The sequence below is a fragment of the Nocardioides jejuensis genome (assembly GCF_004337475.1).
Taxonomy (GTDB): Bacteria; Actinomycetota; Actinomycetes; order Propionibacteriales; family Nocardioidaceae; genus Nocardioides; species Nocardioides jejuensis.
Map to the genome: position 1 here is coordinate 28,101 of NZ_SJZJ01000017.1, position 15,461 is coordinate 43,561.

The 15,461-nt window shown below is 69.9% G+C and carries 17 protein-coding genes; 6 read left to right on the plus strand and 11 right to left on the minus strand.

Annotated features, from left to right (window positions below; genetic code table 11):
* Positions 1–13 precede the first annotated feature (13 nt).
* The 5 genes from EPD65_RS10895 to EPD65_RS10915 are packed head-to-tail and all read left to right on the plus strand — an operon-like array spanning position 14 to position 5,914.
* On the plus strand, positions 14–991 hold the full coding sequence (locus EPD65_RS10895) for a helix-turn-helix transcriptional regulator (RefSeq protein ID WP_131584048.1): 978 nt from the start codon (positions 14–16) through the stop codon (positions 989–991).
* Positions 988–1,944, plus strand: a complete 957-nt coding sequence (locus tag EPD65_RS10900) for a helix-turn-helix transcriptional regulator (protein WP_131584050.1) — start codon at positions 988–990, stop codon at positions 1,942–1,944. The genes EPD65_RS10895 and EPD65_RS10900 overlap by 4 nt, the downstream gene beginning before the upstream one ends.
* Positions 1,945–1,998: 54 nt before the next feature.
* Entirely contained in the window at positions 1,999–2,226 is a 228-nt protein-coding gene (gene tatA / locus EPD65_RS10905) for a twin-arginine translocase TatA/TatE family subunit (RefSeq protein ID WP_131584052.1), read from the plus strand.
* 9 nt (positions 2,227–2,235) lie between these two features.
* Positions 2,236–3,072 carry a twin-arginine translocase subunit TatC gene (tatC, locus tag EPD65_RS10910; protein WP_131584054.1) on the plus strand — a complete coding sequence of 279 codons (837 nt, stop codon included), beginning with the start codon at positions 2,236–2,238 and terminating at the stop codon, positions 3,070–3,072.
* Between the two features lie 25 nt (positions 3,073–3,097).
* A complete protein-coding gene (locus EPD65_RS10915; RefSeq protein ID WP_131584056.1) occupies positions 3,098–5,914 on the plus strand; it encodes a DEAD/DEAH box helicase in 2,817 nt (938 codons plus the stop codon).
* A gap of 35 nt (positions 5,915–5,949) precedes the next feature.
* Here EPD65_RS10915 and EPD65_RS10920 read toward each other — a convergent pair whose 3' ends face one another.
* A complete protein-coding gene (locus EPD65_RS10920; RefSeq protein ID WP_131584058.1) occupies positions 5,950–6,420 on the minus strand; it encodes a MarR family winged helix-turn-helix transcriptional regulator in 471 nt (156 codons plus the stop codon).
* Positions 6,421–6,461: 41 nt separating this feature from the next.
* Here EPD65_RS10920 and EPD65_RS10925 point away from each other — a divergent pair, with 41 nt between their 5' ends.
* Entirely contained in the window at positions 6,462–7,553 is a 1,092-nt protein-coding gene (locus tag EPD65_RS10925) for a substrate-binding domain-containing protein (RefSeq protein ID WP_131584060.1), read from the plus strand.
* Here EPD65_RS10925 and EPD65_RS10930 read toward each other — a convergent pair.
* Genes EPD65_RS10930 through urtB form a run of 10 tightly spaced genes read right to left on the minus strand, consistent with a single transcriptional unit; the run spans position 7,490 to position 15,360 of the window.
* Positions 7,490–8,269, minus strand: a complete 780-nt coding sequence (locus EPD65_RS10930; RefSeq protein ID WP_165872974.1) for an urease accessory protein UreD — start codon at positions 8,267–8,269, stop codon at positions 7,490–7,492. The genes EPD65_RS10925 and EPD65_RS10930 overlap by 64 nt on opposite strands.
* Positions 8,253–8,966 carry an urease accessory protein UreG gene (ureG, locus tag EPD65_RS10935; RefSeq protein WP_131584064.1) on the minus strand — a complete coding sequence of 238 codons (714 nt, stop codon included), beginning with the start codon at positions 8,964–8,966 and terminating at the stop codon, positions 8,253–8,255. The genes EPD65_RS10930 and ureG overlap by 17 nt, the downstream gene beginning before the upstream one ends.
* A complete protein-coding gene (locus EPD65_RS10940) occupies positions 8,959–9,627 on the minus strand; it encodes an urease accessory protein UreF (protein ID WP_207891513.1) in 669 nt (222 codons plus the stop codon). Before EPD65_RS10940 ends, ureG begins: the two co-directional genes overlap by 8 nt.
* Before the next feature lie 5 nt (positions 9,628–9,632).
* Positions 9,633–11,339 carry an urease subunit alpha gene (locus EPD65_RS10945; protein WP_207891514.1) on the minus strand — a complete coding sequence of 569 codons (1,707 nt, stop codon included), beginning with the start codon at positions 11,337–11,339 and terminating at the stop codon, positions 9,633–9,635.
* Entirely contained in the window at positions 11,340–11,651 is a 312-nt protein-coding gene (gene ureB, locus EPD65_RS16450; protein ID WP_207891515.1) for an urease subunit beta, read from the minus strand.
* 10 nt (positions 11,652–11,661) lie between these two features.
* Positions 11,662–11,964, minus strand: a complete 303-nt coding sequence (locus tag EPD65_RS10950; RefSeq protein ID WP_131584066.1) for an urease subunit gamma — start codon at positions 11,962–11,964, stop codon at positions 11,662–11,664.
* 1 nt (position 11,965) lies between these two features.
* Positions 11,966–12,646, minus strand: a complete 681-nt coding sequence (locus EPD65_RS10955) for an ATP-binding cassette domain-containing protein (RefSeq protein WP_131584068.1) — start codon at positions 12,644–12,646, stop codon at positions 11,966–11,968.
* Positions 12,639–13,406, minus strand: a complete 768-nt coding sequence (gene urtD, locus EPD65_RS10960) for an urea ABC transporter ATP-binding protein UrtD (protein WP_207891516.1) — start codon at positions 13,404–13,406, stop codon at positions 12,639–12,641. Before urtD ends, EPD65_RS10955 begins: the two co-directional genes overlap by 8 nt.
* Positions 13,403–14,479, minus strand: a complete 1,077-nt coding sequence (urtC, locus tag EPD65_RS10965; RefSeq protein WP_131584070.1) for an urea ABC transporter permease subunit UrtC — start codon at positions 14,477–14,479, stop codon at positions 13,403–13,405. The genes urtD and urtC overlap by 4 nt, the downstream gene beginning before the upstream one ends.
* The gene (gene urtB / locus EPD65_RS10970; RefSeq protein ID WP_131584072.1) at positions 14,476–15,360 is read right to left on the minus strand and encodes an urea ABC transporter permease subunit UrtB; all 885 of its coding nucleotides are present in this window, start codon (positions 15,358–15,360) and stop codon (positions 14,476–14,478) included. The genes urtC and urtB overlap by 4 nt, the downstream gene beginning before the upstream one ends.
* Positions 15,361–15,461: the final 101 nt, after the last annotated feature.

Here is a 15,461-nt window from a genome sequence, read left to right on the forward strand (position 1 = left end):
CAACGGGGGTTCCGTGCAGAAGAGTGAGCGGCTGCTCAACCTCCTGATCCTGCTGCTCGTGCAGCGCCGGTACGTCGGCAAGGCGCGTATCCGCGCGCTCATCGACGACTACCGCGATGCGTCCGACGAGGCGTTTGAGCGGATGTTCGAGCGCGACAAGGGCGAGCTGCGCGCGCTCGGCGTACCTGTCGAGACGGGGTTCGTCGACGGCTTCTTCGAGGACGAGCCCGGCTACCGGATCCCGGCGGACGAGTTCGCGCTGCCCGGCATCGAGCTGACGGCGGACGAGGCGGCGGTGCTCGGCCTCGCCACGCGGGTCTGGCGCCACGCCGGTCTGGCCGCGCACACCAGTGACGCCCTCGCCAAGCTGGCTGCGGCCGGGGTCGAGGTCGACCGCGAGCGGCTCGACGTCCTGGCCCCGGAGATCAGCGCCGAGGAGCCGTCGTTCGACGCGCTCTGGCAGGCAACGCTCGATCGTCAGCGGGTCAGCTTCGAGCACCAGCGGGTCGGCGCGAGCGCGCCGACGAAGCGCACCATCGAGCCCTGGGGCCTCGTGTCGACCTCCGGCCGGTGGTACGTCGTGGGCCGAGACCTCGACCGTGAGGCAGAGCGCATGTTCCGTCTGTCGCGCATCCGGAGCCGGATCAGCAAGGTCGGTCGCCCCGGCGCGTACGACGTGCCGGCCGGTGTCGATCTGCGCGCCCTCACACGACGGCTAGGACCCGGGCCACGCACGGAAGCAGCCACGCTCCTCGTGCGTCAGGGCAGTGGCGCCGCGCTGCGGCGTACCGGCACGGTGGTCGAGTCCGGCGTGACCGGACCTGACGGCCACTCGGCATGGGACCGCGTCGCCTTGACCGTCTCCTCGCTCACGTGGCTCGCGGACGAGGTGCTCGCCCACGGCGCCGCCGTTCGCGCGGAATCGCCCGAGGCACTCGTCGCCGACGTCGTACGCCGCCTGGATGCGGCCGCCGCGGGGGAGTCGGCATGAGCTCCGCGAAGGACCAGGTCGGCCGGCTGCTCGCGCTGGTGCCGCTCATCCGTCGGCGGGGAGAGATCCACGTCGACGAGGCAGCTGCGCTCCTCGGTGTCACCGCTGCCCAGCTGGTCACCGACCTTCGCGTCCTGATCTTCTGCGGCTGGCCGGGCTGGCTTCCCGGCGACCTCATCGAGGTCGACCTCGACGCCCTCGAGCCCGGCGGCGACGGCATGATCCGGATCGCCAACGCCGACTACCTCGCCGCACCGCTGCGGCTCAGCCGCGCCGAGGCGTCCGCGCTACTGGTGGCGCTCCAGACGCTGCGGAGCAGCGCCGGCGAGGAGGTGCTGCCCTCCATCGACCGCGCCGTCGCGAAGATCGAGGAAGCCGTCGGCGCCGCTCCCGTGGCGTCGGTCTCCGTGCAGCCGGGCCCGAGGTCCGCCACGCGGTCCACCCTCGAAGGCGCTGTCGCTGCGGGCCGCCAGGTACGACTGCGCTACCTGGTCGCGTCGCGTGACGAGGTCACCGAGCGCGTCGTCGACCCGCTCGGCGTCGTCACCGGTGGGGGAGTCGACTACCTCGACGCCTGGTGCCACCGTGCGGATGACCGACGCTCCTTCCGACTGGACCGGATGCTCGAGATCGAGGTGCTCGACGCTCCTGCGGGCGTGCACGACCTCGACCCGCTTGACCTCTCGGAGGGCATCTTCCGGCCGGCTGCCGACCTGCCGCTGGTCTCACTCAGGCTCGCTCCGCCGGCCCGGTGGGCTGCCGAGTACTACCCGGTCGAGTCCCGTGCCGAAGGACCCGACGGCTCGCTCGAGGTGACCCTGCGGGTTGCCGACGAGGCATGGCTGCGCCGTTTGCTGCTCCGGCTCACACCGCACGTGAGCGTCCTCGGCCCCGACGCGTACGCCGCGGCGTACCGCTCCAGCGTGGCCGACGTCCGGGCGCTGTACACCTGAGGCGTACGATTCAGGCACTTGCTCGGGACACCCGTACTTCTCCAAGAGGTGATCATGCTCAACCCCCTGCTCGGTATGCCTGAGGGCGCCGAATGGCTCGTCATTCTGGCGATCGTCATTCTCGTGTTCGGTGCGGCCAAGCTCCCGGACCTCGCGCGCAGCAGTGGTCAGGCGCTCCGCATCTTCAAGTCCGAGACCAAGGGCCTGCGTGACGGCGACAAGGGCAAGAGCACGGTCGAGGGCGAGGTCGTCAACGACGACAAGCCCGAAGAGACCCGCTGAGGCCCACCCATGATCGGTTCCGGATTCGTCCGGCTGCTGTCGGGTGCGCCCATGCACCCGGTCGGTGCTGACGGCCGGATGCATCTGTCGGACCACTTCCGTGAGTTCCGCGCGCGCGTACTGAAGATCGCTCTCATCTGGATCGTCGGCTTCGCGATCTCGTTGTTCTTCTTCGACCAGATCTACGCGCTGATCAACGACCCGTATCAGCAGGCCCGCGTCGCACTCGGACAGAAGCGAACGATCCCGATCACCCAGGGCCCCGGCGCGGGTCTGATGCTCTACCTGAAGCTCAGCAGCATCGCGACGAGCCTCTTCACCAGCCCGCTCTGGCTCTACCAGGTCTGGGCCTTCGTTCTCCCCGGTCTGCACCGTCACGAGAAGAAGTGGACGGCCGTCTTCGTCGTCGTCGCCGGCCCGCTGTTCCTCGCCGGTGTCGTCCTCGGCTACCTCACGCTGCCGAAGGGCCTCGAGGTGCTGATCGGTTTCAACCCACACGGCGTGACGAACCTTCTCGAGTTCAACGACTACATCACGTTCTTCAGCCGGACCCTGATGCTGTTCGGCATCTCGTTCGACATTCCCGTCTTCGTCGTACTGCTGAACCTTGCCGGCGTCGTGAAGGGCAAGACCCTCGGCGCCTACCGACGGTGGATGATCGTGGGCGTCTTCGTGTTCGCCGCGGTCGCAACGCCGTCGACGGACCCGTTCACGATGACCGCCATGGCCGTGCCGATGGTGATCCTCTTCCTCATCTCCGAGGTGATCGCCCGGATCAACGACAACCGGCGCGCGGCTCGTCGGCCGAACGCGAACCTTTCGCCCGACGAGGCGTCGATCATCTGATCCTGCTGCGGACTAGGGTCGTCGTGTGACCTCTCCGTCCGAGCAGTACGCCGCCTTCCGCCAGCGCCAGGAGTTCCCGGTCTTCGCGGAGTTCGCCTCGCTCTACGACTTCCCGCTGGACGACTTCCAGGTCCGGGCTGCCCACGAGCTCGAGCAGGGTCGTGGTGTGCTCGTGGCGGCGCCGACGGGGTCCGGCAAGACCATCGTCGGCGAGTTCGCGATCCACCTCGCGCTGACGCAGGGCCGCAAGTGCTTCTACACCGCCCCGATCAAGGCGCTGAGCAACCAGAAGTTCCACGACCTCGTCGAGCGCTACGGGCCCGACAAGGTCGGCCTGCTCACGGGCGACAACAGCGTCAACAGCGAGGCGCCGATCGTCGTCATGACGACCGAGGTCCTCCGCAACATGCTGTACGCCGGGTCCCGCACGCTCATGGGTCTCAGCCACGTCGTCATGGACGAGGTCCACTACCTGGCGGACCGCTCGCGTGGCGCCGTGTGGGAAGAGGTGATCATCCACCTGCCGGATTCGGTGGCGCTGGTGGCGCTCTCCGCGACGGTCTCCAACGCCGAGGAGTTCGGCGAGTGGCTCAACACGGTGCGCGACGAGGTCACCACGATCGTCGAGGAGAGGCGGCCCGTGCCGCTCTTCCAGCACGTCATGGTCGGCCGCCACCTGCACGACCTCTTCGCCGACTCCGACGTCGACGCCAAGGCCGGTTTCGTCCGCGAGGGCGCGCCGGTCAACCCGCAGCTGATGAGGGTCGCGCGTGACGACTGGGCCTCGAGCCGCACCCGCGACCGGCGTACGCCGCGCGACAAGCGGCAGGGCAACCAGGGCAGGCCCGGCCAGAAGAACGTCGGCAACGGCCGCCGCGTCTGGATCCCGAGCCGCGTCGAGGTCATCGAGCGCCTCGACCGCGACGGCCTGCTGCCCGCGATCACGTTCATCTTCAGCCGGGTCGGCTGCGACGCGGCCGTGCAGCAGTGCCTGGATGCCAACCTGCGGCTGACCAGCCCCGAGGAGCGCGACGAGATCTTCGCGTACGTCGAGGGCAAGGTCCGCCACCTGCCTGCTGACGACCTCCAGGTGCTGGGCTATCACGAGTTCCTCGACGGCCTGACGCGTGGCGTCGCCGCGCACCACGCCGGCATGCTGCCGACGTTCAAGGAGTGTGTGGAGGAGCTCTTCCAGCGGGGCCTCTGCAAGGTGGTCTTCGCGACGGAGACGCTGGCGCTTGGCATCAACATGCCGGCCCGCACCGTCGTCATCGAGAAGCTCACCAAGTGGAACGGCGAGACGCACGCCGACATCACGCCGGGGGAGTACACCCAGCTGACCGGTCGTGCCGGTCGTCGCGGCCTCGACGTCGAGGGCCACGGCGTGGTGCTGTGGCAGCCGGGCACCAACCCCAAGGAGCTCGCCGGCCTCGCCTCGACCCGCACCTACCCGCTCCGGTCGTCGTTCCGGCCCAGCTACAACATGGCCGTCAACCTGGTGAACCAGGTCGGTCGCGAGCGGGCCCGCGAGCTGCTCGAGGCGTCGTTCGCGCAGTTCCAGGCCGACAAGGCGGTCGTGGGCCTGGCCCGCCAGCACCGCAAGGCCGAGGACGCGCTGGAGGGCTACAAGGAGGCGGCGACCTGCCACCTCGGCGACTTCATGGAGTACGCCGCCCTCCGCCGCCGCATCTCTGACGTCGAGAAGTCGGCGGCTCGTGACCGGCGCAGTGACCGCCGCGACGAGGTCGTCGCCGCGCTCGGGAAGCTCCGCCCCGGCGACGTCATCCGGGTGCCCAACGGCAAGTTCGCCGGCTACGCCGTGATCATCGACCCCGGCATGTCTCCCGAAGGCCCGCGGCCGTACGTCGTGACGCTCGACCGCCAGGCGCGTCGCCTGGCGCTGATCGACTTCCAGGTCCCGGTGGCACCCCTGGCGAAGCTGCGGATCCCCAAGGGGTTCAGCGGGCGCAACCCGCAGCAGCGGCGAGACCTGGCCTCGGCGCTGCGTGAGAAGACCGTCTTCGGGTTCCCTGACGAGCACCGGGAGCACCCCGGTCCGCGGGCCCGGGGCGGGCAGCAGCGCGGTGGCGCGCTGGACGAGGCCGACGCGCTGCGACGTCAGCTGAAGCAGCACCCGTGCCACGGCTGTGACGACCGCGAGGACCACGCCCGCTGGGCGGAGCGGTGGTTCAAGCTGCAGCGCGACTCCGACACCCTGCAGCGACGGATCGAGTCGCGGACCAACACGATCGCGCGCCAGTTCGACCGCGTCTGTGACGTGCTGTCGAGCCTGGGCTACCTCGCCGAGCAGGACGGCACCACCGTCGTCACCGACGAGGGCCGGCACCTGATGCGCATCCACACCGAGATGGACCTCGTGGCGGCCGAGTGCCTCCGCGCAGGCCTGTGGGACGAGCTCGACGCATCCGAGCTCGCAGCGGTCCTGTCGATCCTCGTCTTCGAGGGCCGACGGGCCGACGACTCCGCAGCGCCCCGCCTGCCGGGCGGCATCGTGAAGGACGTCGTGGGCGAGATGGTCCACCTCTGGGCGAAGCTCGACGTCGTGGAGAAGGAGCACCGCCTGGACTTCCTGCGCGAGCCCGATCTCGGGTTCGCCTGGGCTACCTGGCGCTGGGCCGAGGGAGACGAGCTTGACGACGTCCTCCGCGATACCGGCCTCGCTGCCGGCGACTTCGTGCGCTGGACCAAGCAGCTCCTCGACCTCACCGACCAGGTCGCCGCCGCCACGGGGGACGGCGCGATGCGGACGGTTGCCCGCGAGGCCGGCGCCCGGATGCGCCGGGGTGTGGTGGCGTTCTCGACGCTCGGCGAGGACGACTGACCCGCCCGAACCCCGGGTCTCGACGCTGGTTGCGGTCAGGCGTCGACGACGTGCGCCAGCACTGCGAGGTCACGGTGCAGTGCCTCCGCGCGGTCGGCACCGAGCGCGGCGGCCACCTCCGCAGACACCCTGTCCTCGACGACCCGCAGCGCAGCCGCGACATCCGTGCCCCGGGGCGAGAGCGCCACCAGGGCACGGCGCTTGTCTGCACGATCGATCCGGCGGACGACGAGAGCGATCTCGGTCAGCCGATCCACGAGGCGGGTCAGCGTGGCTGCCGGCACGACGGCGGCATCCGCGATCGTGCTCATCGTCAGCCCAGGGTGCAGCTCGAGGACGGCGAGGATTCGCCAGTGGTCGTAGGTGAGGCCGTGCTCGTCGAGGACGGGCTGCAGGCGCAGCCGTACGGCCTGCTCCGCGTGCTTCAGCAGGAGTGACAGCCCGGCGCCCCGCGCCGGGGCGTCGGTGTCCAGCCCGGGCCCGAACCCGGTCGACAGGTCACTCATGCCGATATCCTAGGCGCCACGGCCCCAGTTCCGGAGGCACCATGACGACCGAGTCATCGCGCGCGACACACCGTCGCACGACGCTGCCCATCGCGTTCGTCGTGCCACTCCAGGGGCCGACCGGCATCTACGGCCCCTCGTGCCTTGCCGCCGGCCAGCTGGCTGTCGAGCAGCTCAATGCGGGCCGCGGGATCCTCGGTCGTCAGGTGGAGCTGACCATCGTCGACGGTGGCCGCGATCCCGAGATCGTCGCCGCCGAGGTCGAGCGCCTTGTCGTTGGAGGGCACGTCGAGGCGGTCGCTGGCTGGCACATCTCCGCCGTACGCCAGGCGATCACCCGCAAGATCGGTGGCCGGGTCGTCTATGCGTACGCCGCGATGCACGAGGGCCGTGACGACACACCGGGCGTCTTCATGCTCGGCGAGCGACCGATCAACCAGTTGCTGCCGGCAGCGCACTGGATGCGTGAGCAACTCGGGGCTGGGCGCTGGGCCGTGATCGGCAACGACTACGTCTTCCCGCGCGTCACGGGCGCGACGGCGCGCCTCGCACTCGACGGCGGACCGTCCTCGATCGTCAGCGAGACCTATGTGCCACTCGGGACGCGCGACTTCCGCAGTGTGCTGCGCGAACTCGAGGGCGGCGCCGTCGACGGAGTCATGATGCTGCTGATGGGCCAGGACGCGGTGCACTTCAACCGGCAGTTCGCGCGCTCCGGTCTGGACGATCGACTGGTACGGCTGAGCCCGGCAGTGGAGGAGAACACCCTGCTCGCGGGCGGCGCCGACTCCCACCGCGGCCTGTTCGCCGCCGCGGCGTACTTCGACGGGCACCCGACCGCTGCAGGCTCGAACCTCGCTTCGGCGTACTACGCACGCTTCGGCGCGTGGGCACCGGTCCTCAACGCGGTCGGCGAGTCCTGCTACGAGGCGATCCACTTCCTCGAGCGCGTCGCCGACGTGTGCGGGAGCCTCGACGTCACGGCGGTCGAGGCGATGCAGACGGGCCATGCCTACGCGAGCCCACGGGGTCTGCTGCGCCTCGACGGCAACCTGGTCGATCAGGACGTCTACCTCGCCGAGGCCGTGGGCATGGAGTTCGAGGTCCGGGAGCGGATCGCCCGGGCCACCTGATCCCAGAGGCCATGATCCGCGGCCTCGTGTGCCGAGCCGGCGCACGCTCGATAGACGTGACCGCCCTCCTCAAGGTCGAACCGCACGGTGGATGACGCCGGCTCCTGCGGATCCAGTCCGAGCGTCATCACGGATGCCACGACCGGACGACCGCCGAGCCATGCCTGGCAGCGCGCCGCGTCAACCTCCAGGGCCTCGATCAGCACCGGGTGACCGTCCGGTCGCACACACGCGGTGTGCTGCTCCAGCAGGCCCGGCACCTCACCGTGACGTCCCAGGACGAGCACCTCACGGATCGCGACCCGTGCCTCCTCAGCAGCCACCACGCGCGTCGTACGCCGGACCCGGGCACCGGCGCTGACCACGAAGGGCTCGCCGTGCCAGAGGAGGCTCGCGCCCTCGGAGACGGTCGCGTGAACGTCCCAGCGGGCCGACCGCCCGTCCATGTCGTACGCGACGGTGCCGCCAGGCTCGACGAGCTCCAGCGCCGCACCGGCACCGACCTCGACCACGATCCTCACGTGGTCGTCGGCAAGCAGCAGGGCCCCGTCCGGCACGAGCGCGACCCGTGCTCCTGCGGCATCGCTCGCGAGCAGCATCGGTCGGACCTGAGGCGCCGCCGAGGGCGCGTGCGAGGAGAGCTCGACCCGGACCCGCTCCCCGTCGCACGCCACCCGGACCAGGGTGGTGCTGACCAGGTCAGTGGACGTGGACATGGTCCCCATGACTGTGGGGCGCCATCGGCCCCGGGTCCTGGGGCACGAGCACACCGTCACGGTGGTGCACCAGCTGGTGGCGGACCCATGCGGTGAGCTCGTCGATCGACGCGCGATCCGTCCGGGAGAGCGCGATCACCGGGCGTCCCGAGCGCGCCGCGCGGGCATCGGTGACCATCTGGTCCCGGTCGACGCCGACGTACGGCGCGAGGTCGGTCTTGTTGACGATCAGCAGGTCGGCGCGCTCGATGCCGGGGCCGCCCTTGCGGGCCACGTCGCCGCCACCGGCGATGTCGAGAACGAAGATCTGCACGTCCACCAGCGCGGGGGAGAAGGTCGCGGTCAGGTTGTCTCCACCCGACTCGATCATCACGACGTCGAGGTCCTCGTAGTCGGCCTCGAGCTCCTCCGCGGCGATCAGGTTCGCGGTGATGTCGTCCCGGATGGCGGTGTGCGGACACGCCCCGGTCTCCACCGCGCGGATCCGGTCGGGGTCGAGCACACCCGCTGCACGAAGCATCCGGGCATCCTCGTCGGTGTAGATGTCGTTGGTCACCACGGCCAGCTCGAGATCGGCGGCGAGCTCGCGACAGAGCAGCGCGATCAGGCTGCTCTTGCCGGTGCCGACCGGACCACAGACGCCGACCCGGAGGGCGCGCGGAGCGCAGCCGAGGGAGGAAGCAAACGGATCACGCACTGAACAGTCTCCTCGTGGTGCGGGCGTGGGCCTCAGCCCACGCTTCGAGCTGCGGAGCCCCCGCAGCGGGGATGTCGTCGGGGCTGGTCAGGCCGGCCACGCCCTCGGCCATGGCCTCCACCTCCGGCAGTGCGTCGTGCACCCAGCAGGCAACGTCGGCCGGATCGAGCGGGAGCAGCTTCAGCGCGGCAGAGGCCACGGTCTGCACGTCGTCGTAACCGACCAGTCGGGCGAGGGAGCGCGGCCCCAGGCCGGTCACCGCTGCACAGGATGCGAGGACGGCGGGACGAGAGGGGCTGTCCAGCGCAGCGACTGCCGCTACCGCGGGAGCGTCCGGCCAGAGCCGTACGGCGAGACGCAGCAGCGCCTTCCCCTGTGCCCGCGAGGTACGCCGCATGGCCAGGCTCGGCGTGCGGGCTGCCCAGGCCGCCTCCACCGCGCCGAGCGGCAGCGCCTGGCGCAGGTGGTGCAGCGCCACGACTCCGGCCGCAGCATCGACCCGCGTGACCGTGGTCAGCCGGGTGCGGACGTATCCCGGCACGTCCCGCAGGCCGTCCGCCACCGCCGGCTCCAGCCCACCGGACTGGGTGTGGCCGGCGACCGGAAGGCGCGCGTCCGCGAGCAGCATCAACAGCAGCTCGCTGGATCCCGAGGTAGCCATCGGACTCAGAACATCGTGTAGAGCTGCGCGAGGGGCAGCCGTTCGGCGGGCAGGGGCTCGACACGCTGGCCGTCGATCGAGATCGCGAAGGTCTCGGGGGCGACGTCGATACGCGGCAGGGCGTCGTTGTGGACCATGTCGGCCTTGCCGATGTCTCGGGTGGGCGTGACCCCGACCAGACGGCGCCGCAGCCCCAATCGGTCGGCCAGACCGTCCTCAAGGGCCGACGGGGCGACGAACGTGACCGCGTGGTCGGCCCCCGCACCATCCGCGGGATCCACGAGTGTGTGCCGCATCAGTTGGGGCTGCGGCGTCGGGATCGAGGCGTTCGGGTCGCCGAGCGCACCCCAGACCAGCATGCCGCCCTTGATGACGACCTCGGGCCGGATGCCGAAGAACCGCGGGTCCCACAGCACCAGGTCCGCCAGCTTGCCCTGCTCGACGGAGCCGACCTCGTGGGAGATGCCGTGGGCGATCGCCGGGTTGATCGTGTACTTCGCGACGTACCGCTTGGCACGGAGGTTGTCCGCGGGCCCACCGAGGGGGCCGAGGCGATGCTTCATCACGTGCGCGACCTGCCAGGTGCGGCACACGACCTCGCCGATCCGGCCCATCGCCTGGGCGTCGGAGGAGGTGATCGAGAGTGCGCCCATGTCGTGGAGGAGGTCCTCGGCCGCGATCGTCGTGGCACGGATCCGTGACTCGGCGAAGGCGAGGTCCTCGGGCACCCGCGGGTTGAGGTGATGACAGACCATGAGCATGTCGAGGTGTTCGGCGACCGTGTTGACGGTGTGGGGGAGTGTCGGGTTCGTCGATCCCGGGATGACATGCGGAAGCGAGGCCACCTCGAGGATGTCCGGGGCGTGTCCACCGCCGGCACCTTCAGCGTGGAACGCGTGGATCGAGCGCCCACCGATCGCACGCACGGTCGACTCCAGGTAGCCGGCCTCGTTGAGGCTGTCGGAGTGGAGCGCGACCTGCAGCCCGTGCTCGTCCGCGGCGCGGAGCGCCGCATCGATCGCTGCCGGCGTCGACCCCCAGTCCTCGTGCACCTTGTACGCCGCCGCTCCCGCCAGCGCCTGCTCGGCAAGACCAGCTGCGGAGACCGTGTTGCCCTTTCCCATCAGCAGGATGTTGAGGGGCAGCGAGTCGAGGGCGCGGTGCACCGACTGCAGGTGCCATGCACCCGGTGTCACCGTCGTGGCCTTGGACCCCTCCGACGGCCCCGTGCCTCCTCCACCCACGGTCGTGACGCCCGTTGCCAGTGCTTCGACGAGCTGGGAGCGCGAGAGGAAGTGGACGTGCACGTCGATCGCCCCGGCCGTCAGGATCCGACCCTCGCCGGAGATCACGTCGGTCGACGGACCGATCCTCAGGTCCGGGTGCACGCCGTCACTGATGTCCGGGTTGCCGGCACGCCCGAGCGCCACGATCCGCCCGTCACGGATGCCGACATCGGCCTTGAAGATGCCGCTGTGGTCGAGCACCAATGCGTTCGTGATGACCGTGTCTGGCGCGCCCTGGGCGCGGGTCGTCGTGCCCTGGGCCATCGACTCGCGGATCGACTTCCCGCCGCCGAAGACCGCCTCGTCACCGCCGAACGTGAGGTCCTGTTCGACCTCGATCCAGAGGTCGGTGTCACCGAGCCGGACCTGGTCGCCGACCGACGGGCCATAGAGCGCGGCGTACTGCTCGCGGGTCACGAAAACCACTCAGGACTCCTTGATCTGGATGCCCGGGACGATCCCCGGCCCGCCGAGGGCGACGATGTCGACCTCCCGCGATGCACCCGGCTCGAAACGCCGCGACGTGCCCGACGGGATGTCGAGGCGGAACCCCTGGGCTGCGACCCGGTCGAACTCGAGGGCGCTGTTCGCGTCGGGCAGGTGCAGGTGGGAGCCGATCTGGATCGGCCGGTCACCTGTGTTCAGCAGGACGAGGGTTCGCCGGGGACGCCCGGCGTTCAGCTCGACCCTGCCGTGGGCGATGCGAAGGGCTCCGGGCCCGGTGGTGGAGATGGACATGTGGGCCTCCTCAGGCGATCGGCTGGTGGATCGTCACGAGCTTGCGGCCGTCCGGGAAGGTCGCTTCCACCTGGACCTCACGCAGCATCGAGGCGACCTCAGGCATCACCTGGTCGCGCGTCAGGACGTCGCGCCCGAGGACCATCAGATCGGTGACCTTCAGTCCGTCGCGGGCCCGCTCGATCACCCACGTGGACAGGTACGCCACCGCTTCGGGGTAGTTGAGGCGTACGCCGCGCGCCAGCCGGTCGCGGGCAACCATGCCCGCCACGGAGAGGAGCAGCTTCTCGGTGTCGCTCGGAGTCAGGTGCACGTCAGACCGCCATCGCCGCGCGGACCGCACTCTCGGCACCGTCGCCACCCTCGCCGCTGGAGGTGATCCGGCCCGATTCGAGGACGTAGTACGTGTCCGTGGCACGCAGGGCGAACCCCACGTGCTGCTCCACGAGCAGCACCGACAGGTCGCCGCGTTCGGCGAGGCGGGTGATCACCTGTTCGATCTCCTCCACCACGTTGGGCTGGATCCCCTCGGTGGGCTCGTCGAGGATCAGCAGGCGCGGCCTGGTCAGCAGCGTGCGCGCGATCGACAGCTGCTGGCGCTGCCCACCGGACAGCAGGCCGGCACGCCGGCCGAGCTGGGCACGCAGGGCCGGGAACGTGTCCAGTACGCCGTCCACCGCGCCGCGCTCGGTGCTGACGAGGTGGAGATTCTCGAGCGTGGTCATCTGCGGGAAGCAGAGCTGGCCCTGGGGCACGTAGCCCAGTCCTCGGCGTACGCGGGCGCTCGGGCGCAGCTTTGTCACGTCCTCGCCGTCGAGCAGCACCTGACCCCGCTTGACCGGGAGCAGCCCGCAGGCGACCCGGAGCAGCGTGGTCTTGCCTGCGCCGTTGTGGCCCATGATCGATGCGGCCTTGCCCGTGGGGATGGTGATGCTGACGTCGTCCAGCACCATCGTGCGGCCGTAACCGGCCGTCACCGACTTCAGCTCAAGCATGGACGTTTCCCTTCGCCGTCCGGCCCAGATAGACCTCCTGGACCGCCTCGTTGGCCTGGATCTCCGCGACGCTGCCCTCGGCGAGCACCTTGCCTGCGTGCATCACCGTCACGACGTCCGCGTGGTTGCGCACGAAGTCCATGTCGTGCTCGATCACCACGATGGTCCGCTCACGCCCGATGCGCCTCAGCAGCTCACCGGTCTCGGCACGCTCGTCGGCGCTCATGCCCGCGACCGTCTCGTCGAGGAACATCACCCGGGCGTCCTGCACCAGCAGCATGCCGATCTCCAGCCACTGCTTCTGCCCGTGGGCCAGTACGCCGGCGGGCTTGTGCCGCAGGTCGGACAGGCCGATCTTCTCGAGTGCCTCATCGACTGCCGCGGGAACGCCGTGTCGGGCGAATGCCAGCCGCCACGCCGGCCGGTGCAGACCCGCAGCGATGTCGAGGTTCTGCAGCACGGTGAGCTGGTCGAACACCGTCGCGGTCTGGAACGTGCGACCGACCCCGGCGCGCACGATCTTGTGCGAGCGCAGGCCGAGCAGCTCCTTGCCGCCGTACGACGCGGAGCCGGTGCCCTTGACCAGTCCGGTCAGGGCGTCGACGAGCGTGGTCTTGCCGGCTCCGTTGGGCCCGATCAGGAAGTGCAGCTCGCCCGGCGCGAACGAGACGTCGACGCCGGAGACCGCCTTGAAGCCGTCGAAGCTGACGCTGAGGTCGCGCACGAGGAGTGCATCGGGGTGCAGGTGTCGTTCGGTCATGCCGAGGCCGCCTTCCGGTCGGAGGAGCGCAACCGGGCCAGCAGCCCGGCACCACGCGTGGCGAGGGAGGCGATCCCGCCGGGAAGAGCGATCGTCACGACAATGAAGAGGAGCCCGAGCACGTAGATCCACGTGCCCGGCCACTGCTCCGACAACGTCGACTGGCCGTAGCCGACCGCGAGCGCCCCGAGGACCGGGCCGAACAGTGCAGCGCGACCCCCCAGCGCGACACCGGCGATGAAGAAGATCGACGCCGCGGCGTCCATCGACTTCGGCGCCATGATGCCGACGATCGGCACGAACATCGCGCCGCCGATGCTCGCCATCACCGCTGCGACCACGAAGGCGACGAGCTTGATGTTGGCCGGGTCGTAGCCGAGGAAGCGAACCCGCTCCTCGGCGTCACGCGTCGCAACGAGCAGCTCGCCGAAGCGGCTCCGGTAGAGCTGCCAGGCGACCACCAGGCAGCCGACCAGCAAGGTGGCGGTGATCGTGAAGATCAGCCTGCGGTTGAGCGGGTCGTCGAGGGTGTAGCCGAAGAATGAGGTGAAGCCGGAGAGCCCGGTGTCGCCACCGGTGTACTTGATGGTGCCGCTGATCAGCGTCGCCAGCGCGACGGCCAGTGCCTGGGTCAGGATCGCGAAGTACGCGCCCTTGACCCGGCGCTTGAAGATGGCGAAGCCGAGGATGCTCGCCACCACCACGGGCGCCACGACGATCATCGCGATGGTGAATGCGCCGCTGCGGAACGGCTCCCAGAAGGCAGGGAGCGGGGCGAGCGGGTCGTACAGGATCATGAACGTCGGGATGCCGCCGTCACCCACGGACTCGAGCTGCATGTGCATGCCCATGGCGTAGGCGCCGAGCGCGAAGAACACGCCCTGGCCCATGACCAGCATGCCGCCGCGCCCCCAGGCCAGGCCGATGCCGACAGCCACCATGGCCCAGCAGCAGTACTTGGCCAGGTTGTTCAGACGCAGGTCGCTGAGGACCGCGGGGGCCACCACGAGCAGCGCGATCGCCAGGGCGGCGATGCCGAGGAGCGGCAGGAACGACTTCAGCTTGGTGGTCATGCGAGCCCCCGGGTCCGGACGGTGAACAGGCCCTGCGGGCGGACCTGCAGGAAGATCACGACCAGGACGAAGACGATCACCTGGGCGATGCTGCCGGTCGTCCAGTCGGTGAAGAAGGCAGTCGACACGCCGACCACCCACGCGGCGATGATCGTGCCCTTGAGCTGGCCGAGACCGCCGGCCACGACGACGAGGAACGCCGCGACGATGTACTTCGTGCCGAGGGTCGAGTCGGTCGCGGCGATCAGCGAGATGGCCACACCAGCAACGCCCGCGAGCCCCGAACCGACGAAGAAGGTGATCCGGTCGACCATGCGGGTGGAGACGCCGAGCGTCTCGGCCAGCGCCCGGTTCTGCACCGTCGCCCGGATCTGACGTCCGAAGGACGTGAACTTCAGGAGTGCCGCGAGTGCGCTGAGGCAGGCGCCGGCAAGGAGGATCGTGAAGAGCTGGCGCAGCGGCCACGCGTAGCCGAACACGTCGATCTGGTGGTCGAGCCAGTCAGGGGTCACCACGCCGACTCCCTGGCTCGGGAAGGCGTCCAGCACGAACTGGCGCAGGATCATCGCGACACCGACGGTCGCGAGCAGCGTGTCGAGCGGCCGCTCGTACATCCAGCGGATGACGGTCGCCTCCAGGACCACGCCGAGCGCCCCTGCGACGACGAATGCGATCGGGAGCGCGAGGAGGATCGAGAGATCGGTGCTGGCGATCACCTGCTGCGTGACGTACGCCGTCAGGGCCCCGGCGAGCAGGAACTCGCCGTGCGCCATGTTGATGACGCCCATCTGCCCGAAGGTCAGGGCCAGGCCCAGCGCCGCAATGAGCAGGAGCGCACCGTCTGCGGTGCCGTTGAGAAAGGGAGCGATCAAGGAATCCACGCGGGGACCTTCCGTGACGTTCGTTCAGAGCGTCGATGTGGTGCGTGATGAGAGCCGGGGGAGCGGGGCCCCGCGCCTGAAGACGCGGGGCCCCCTCCGGG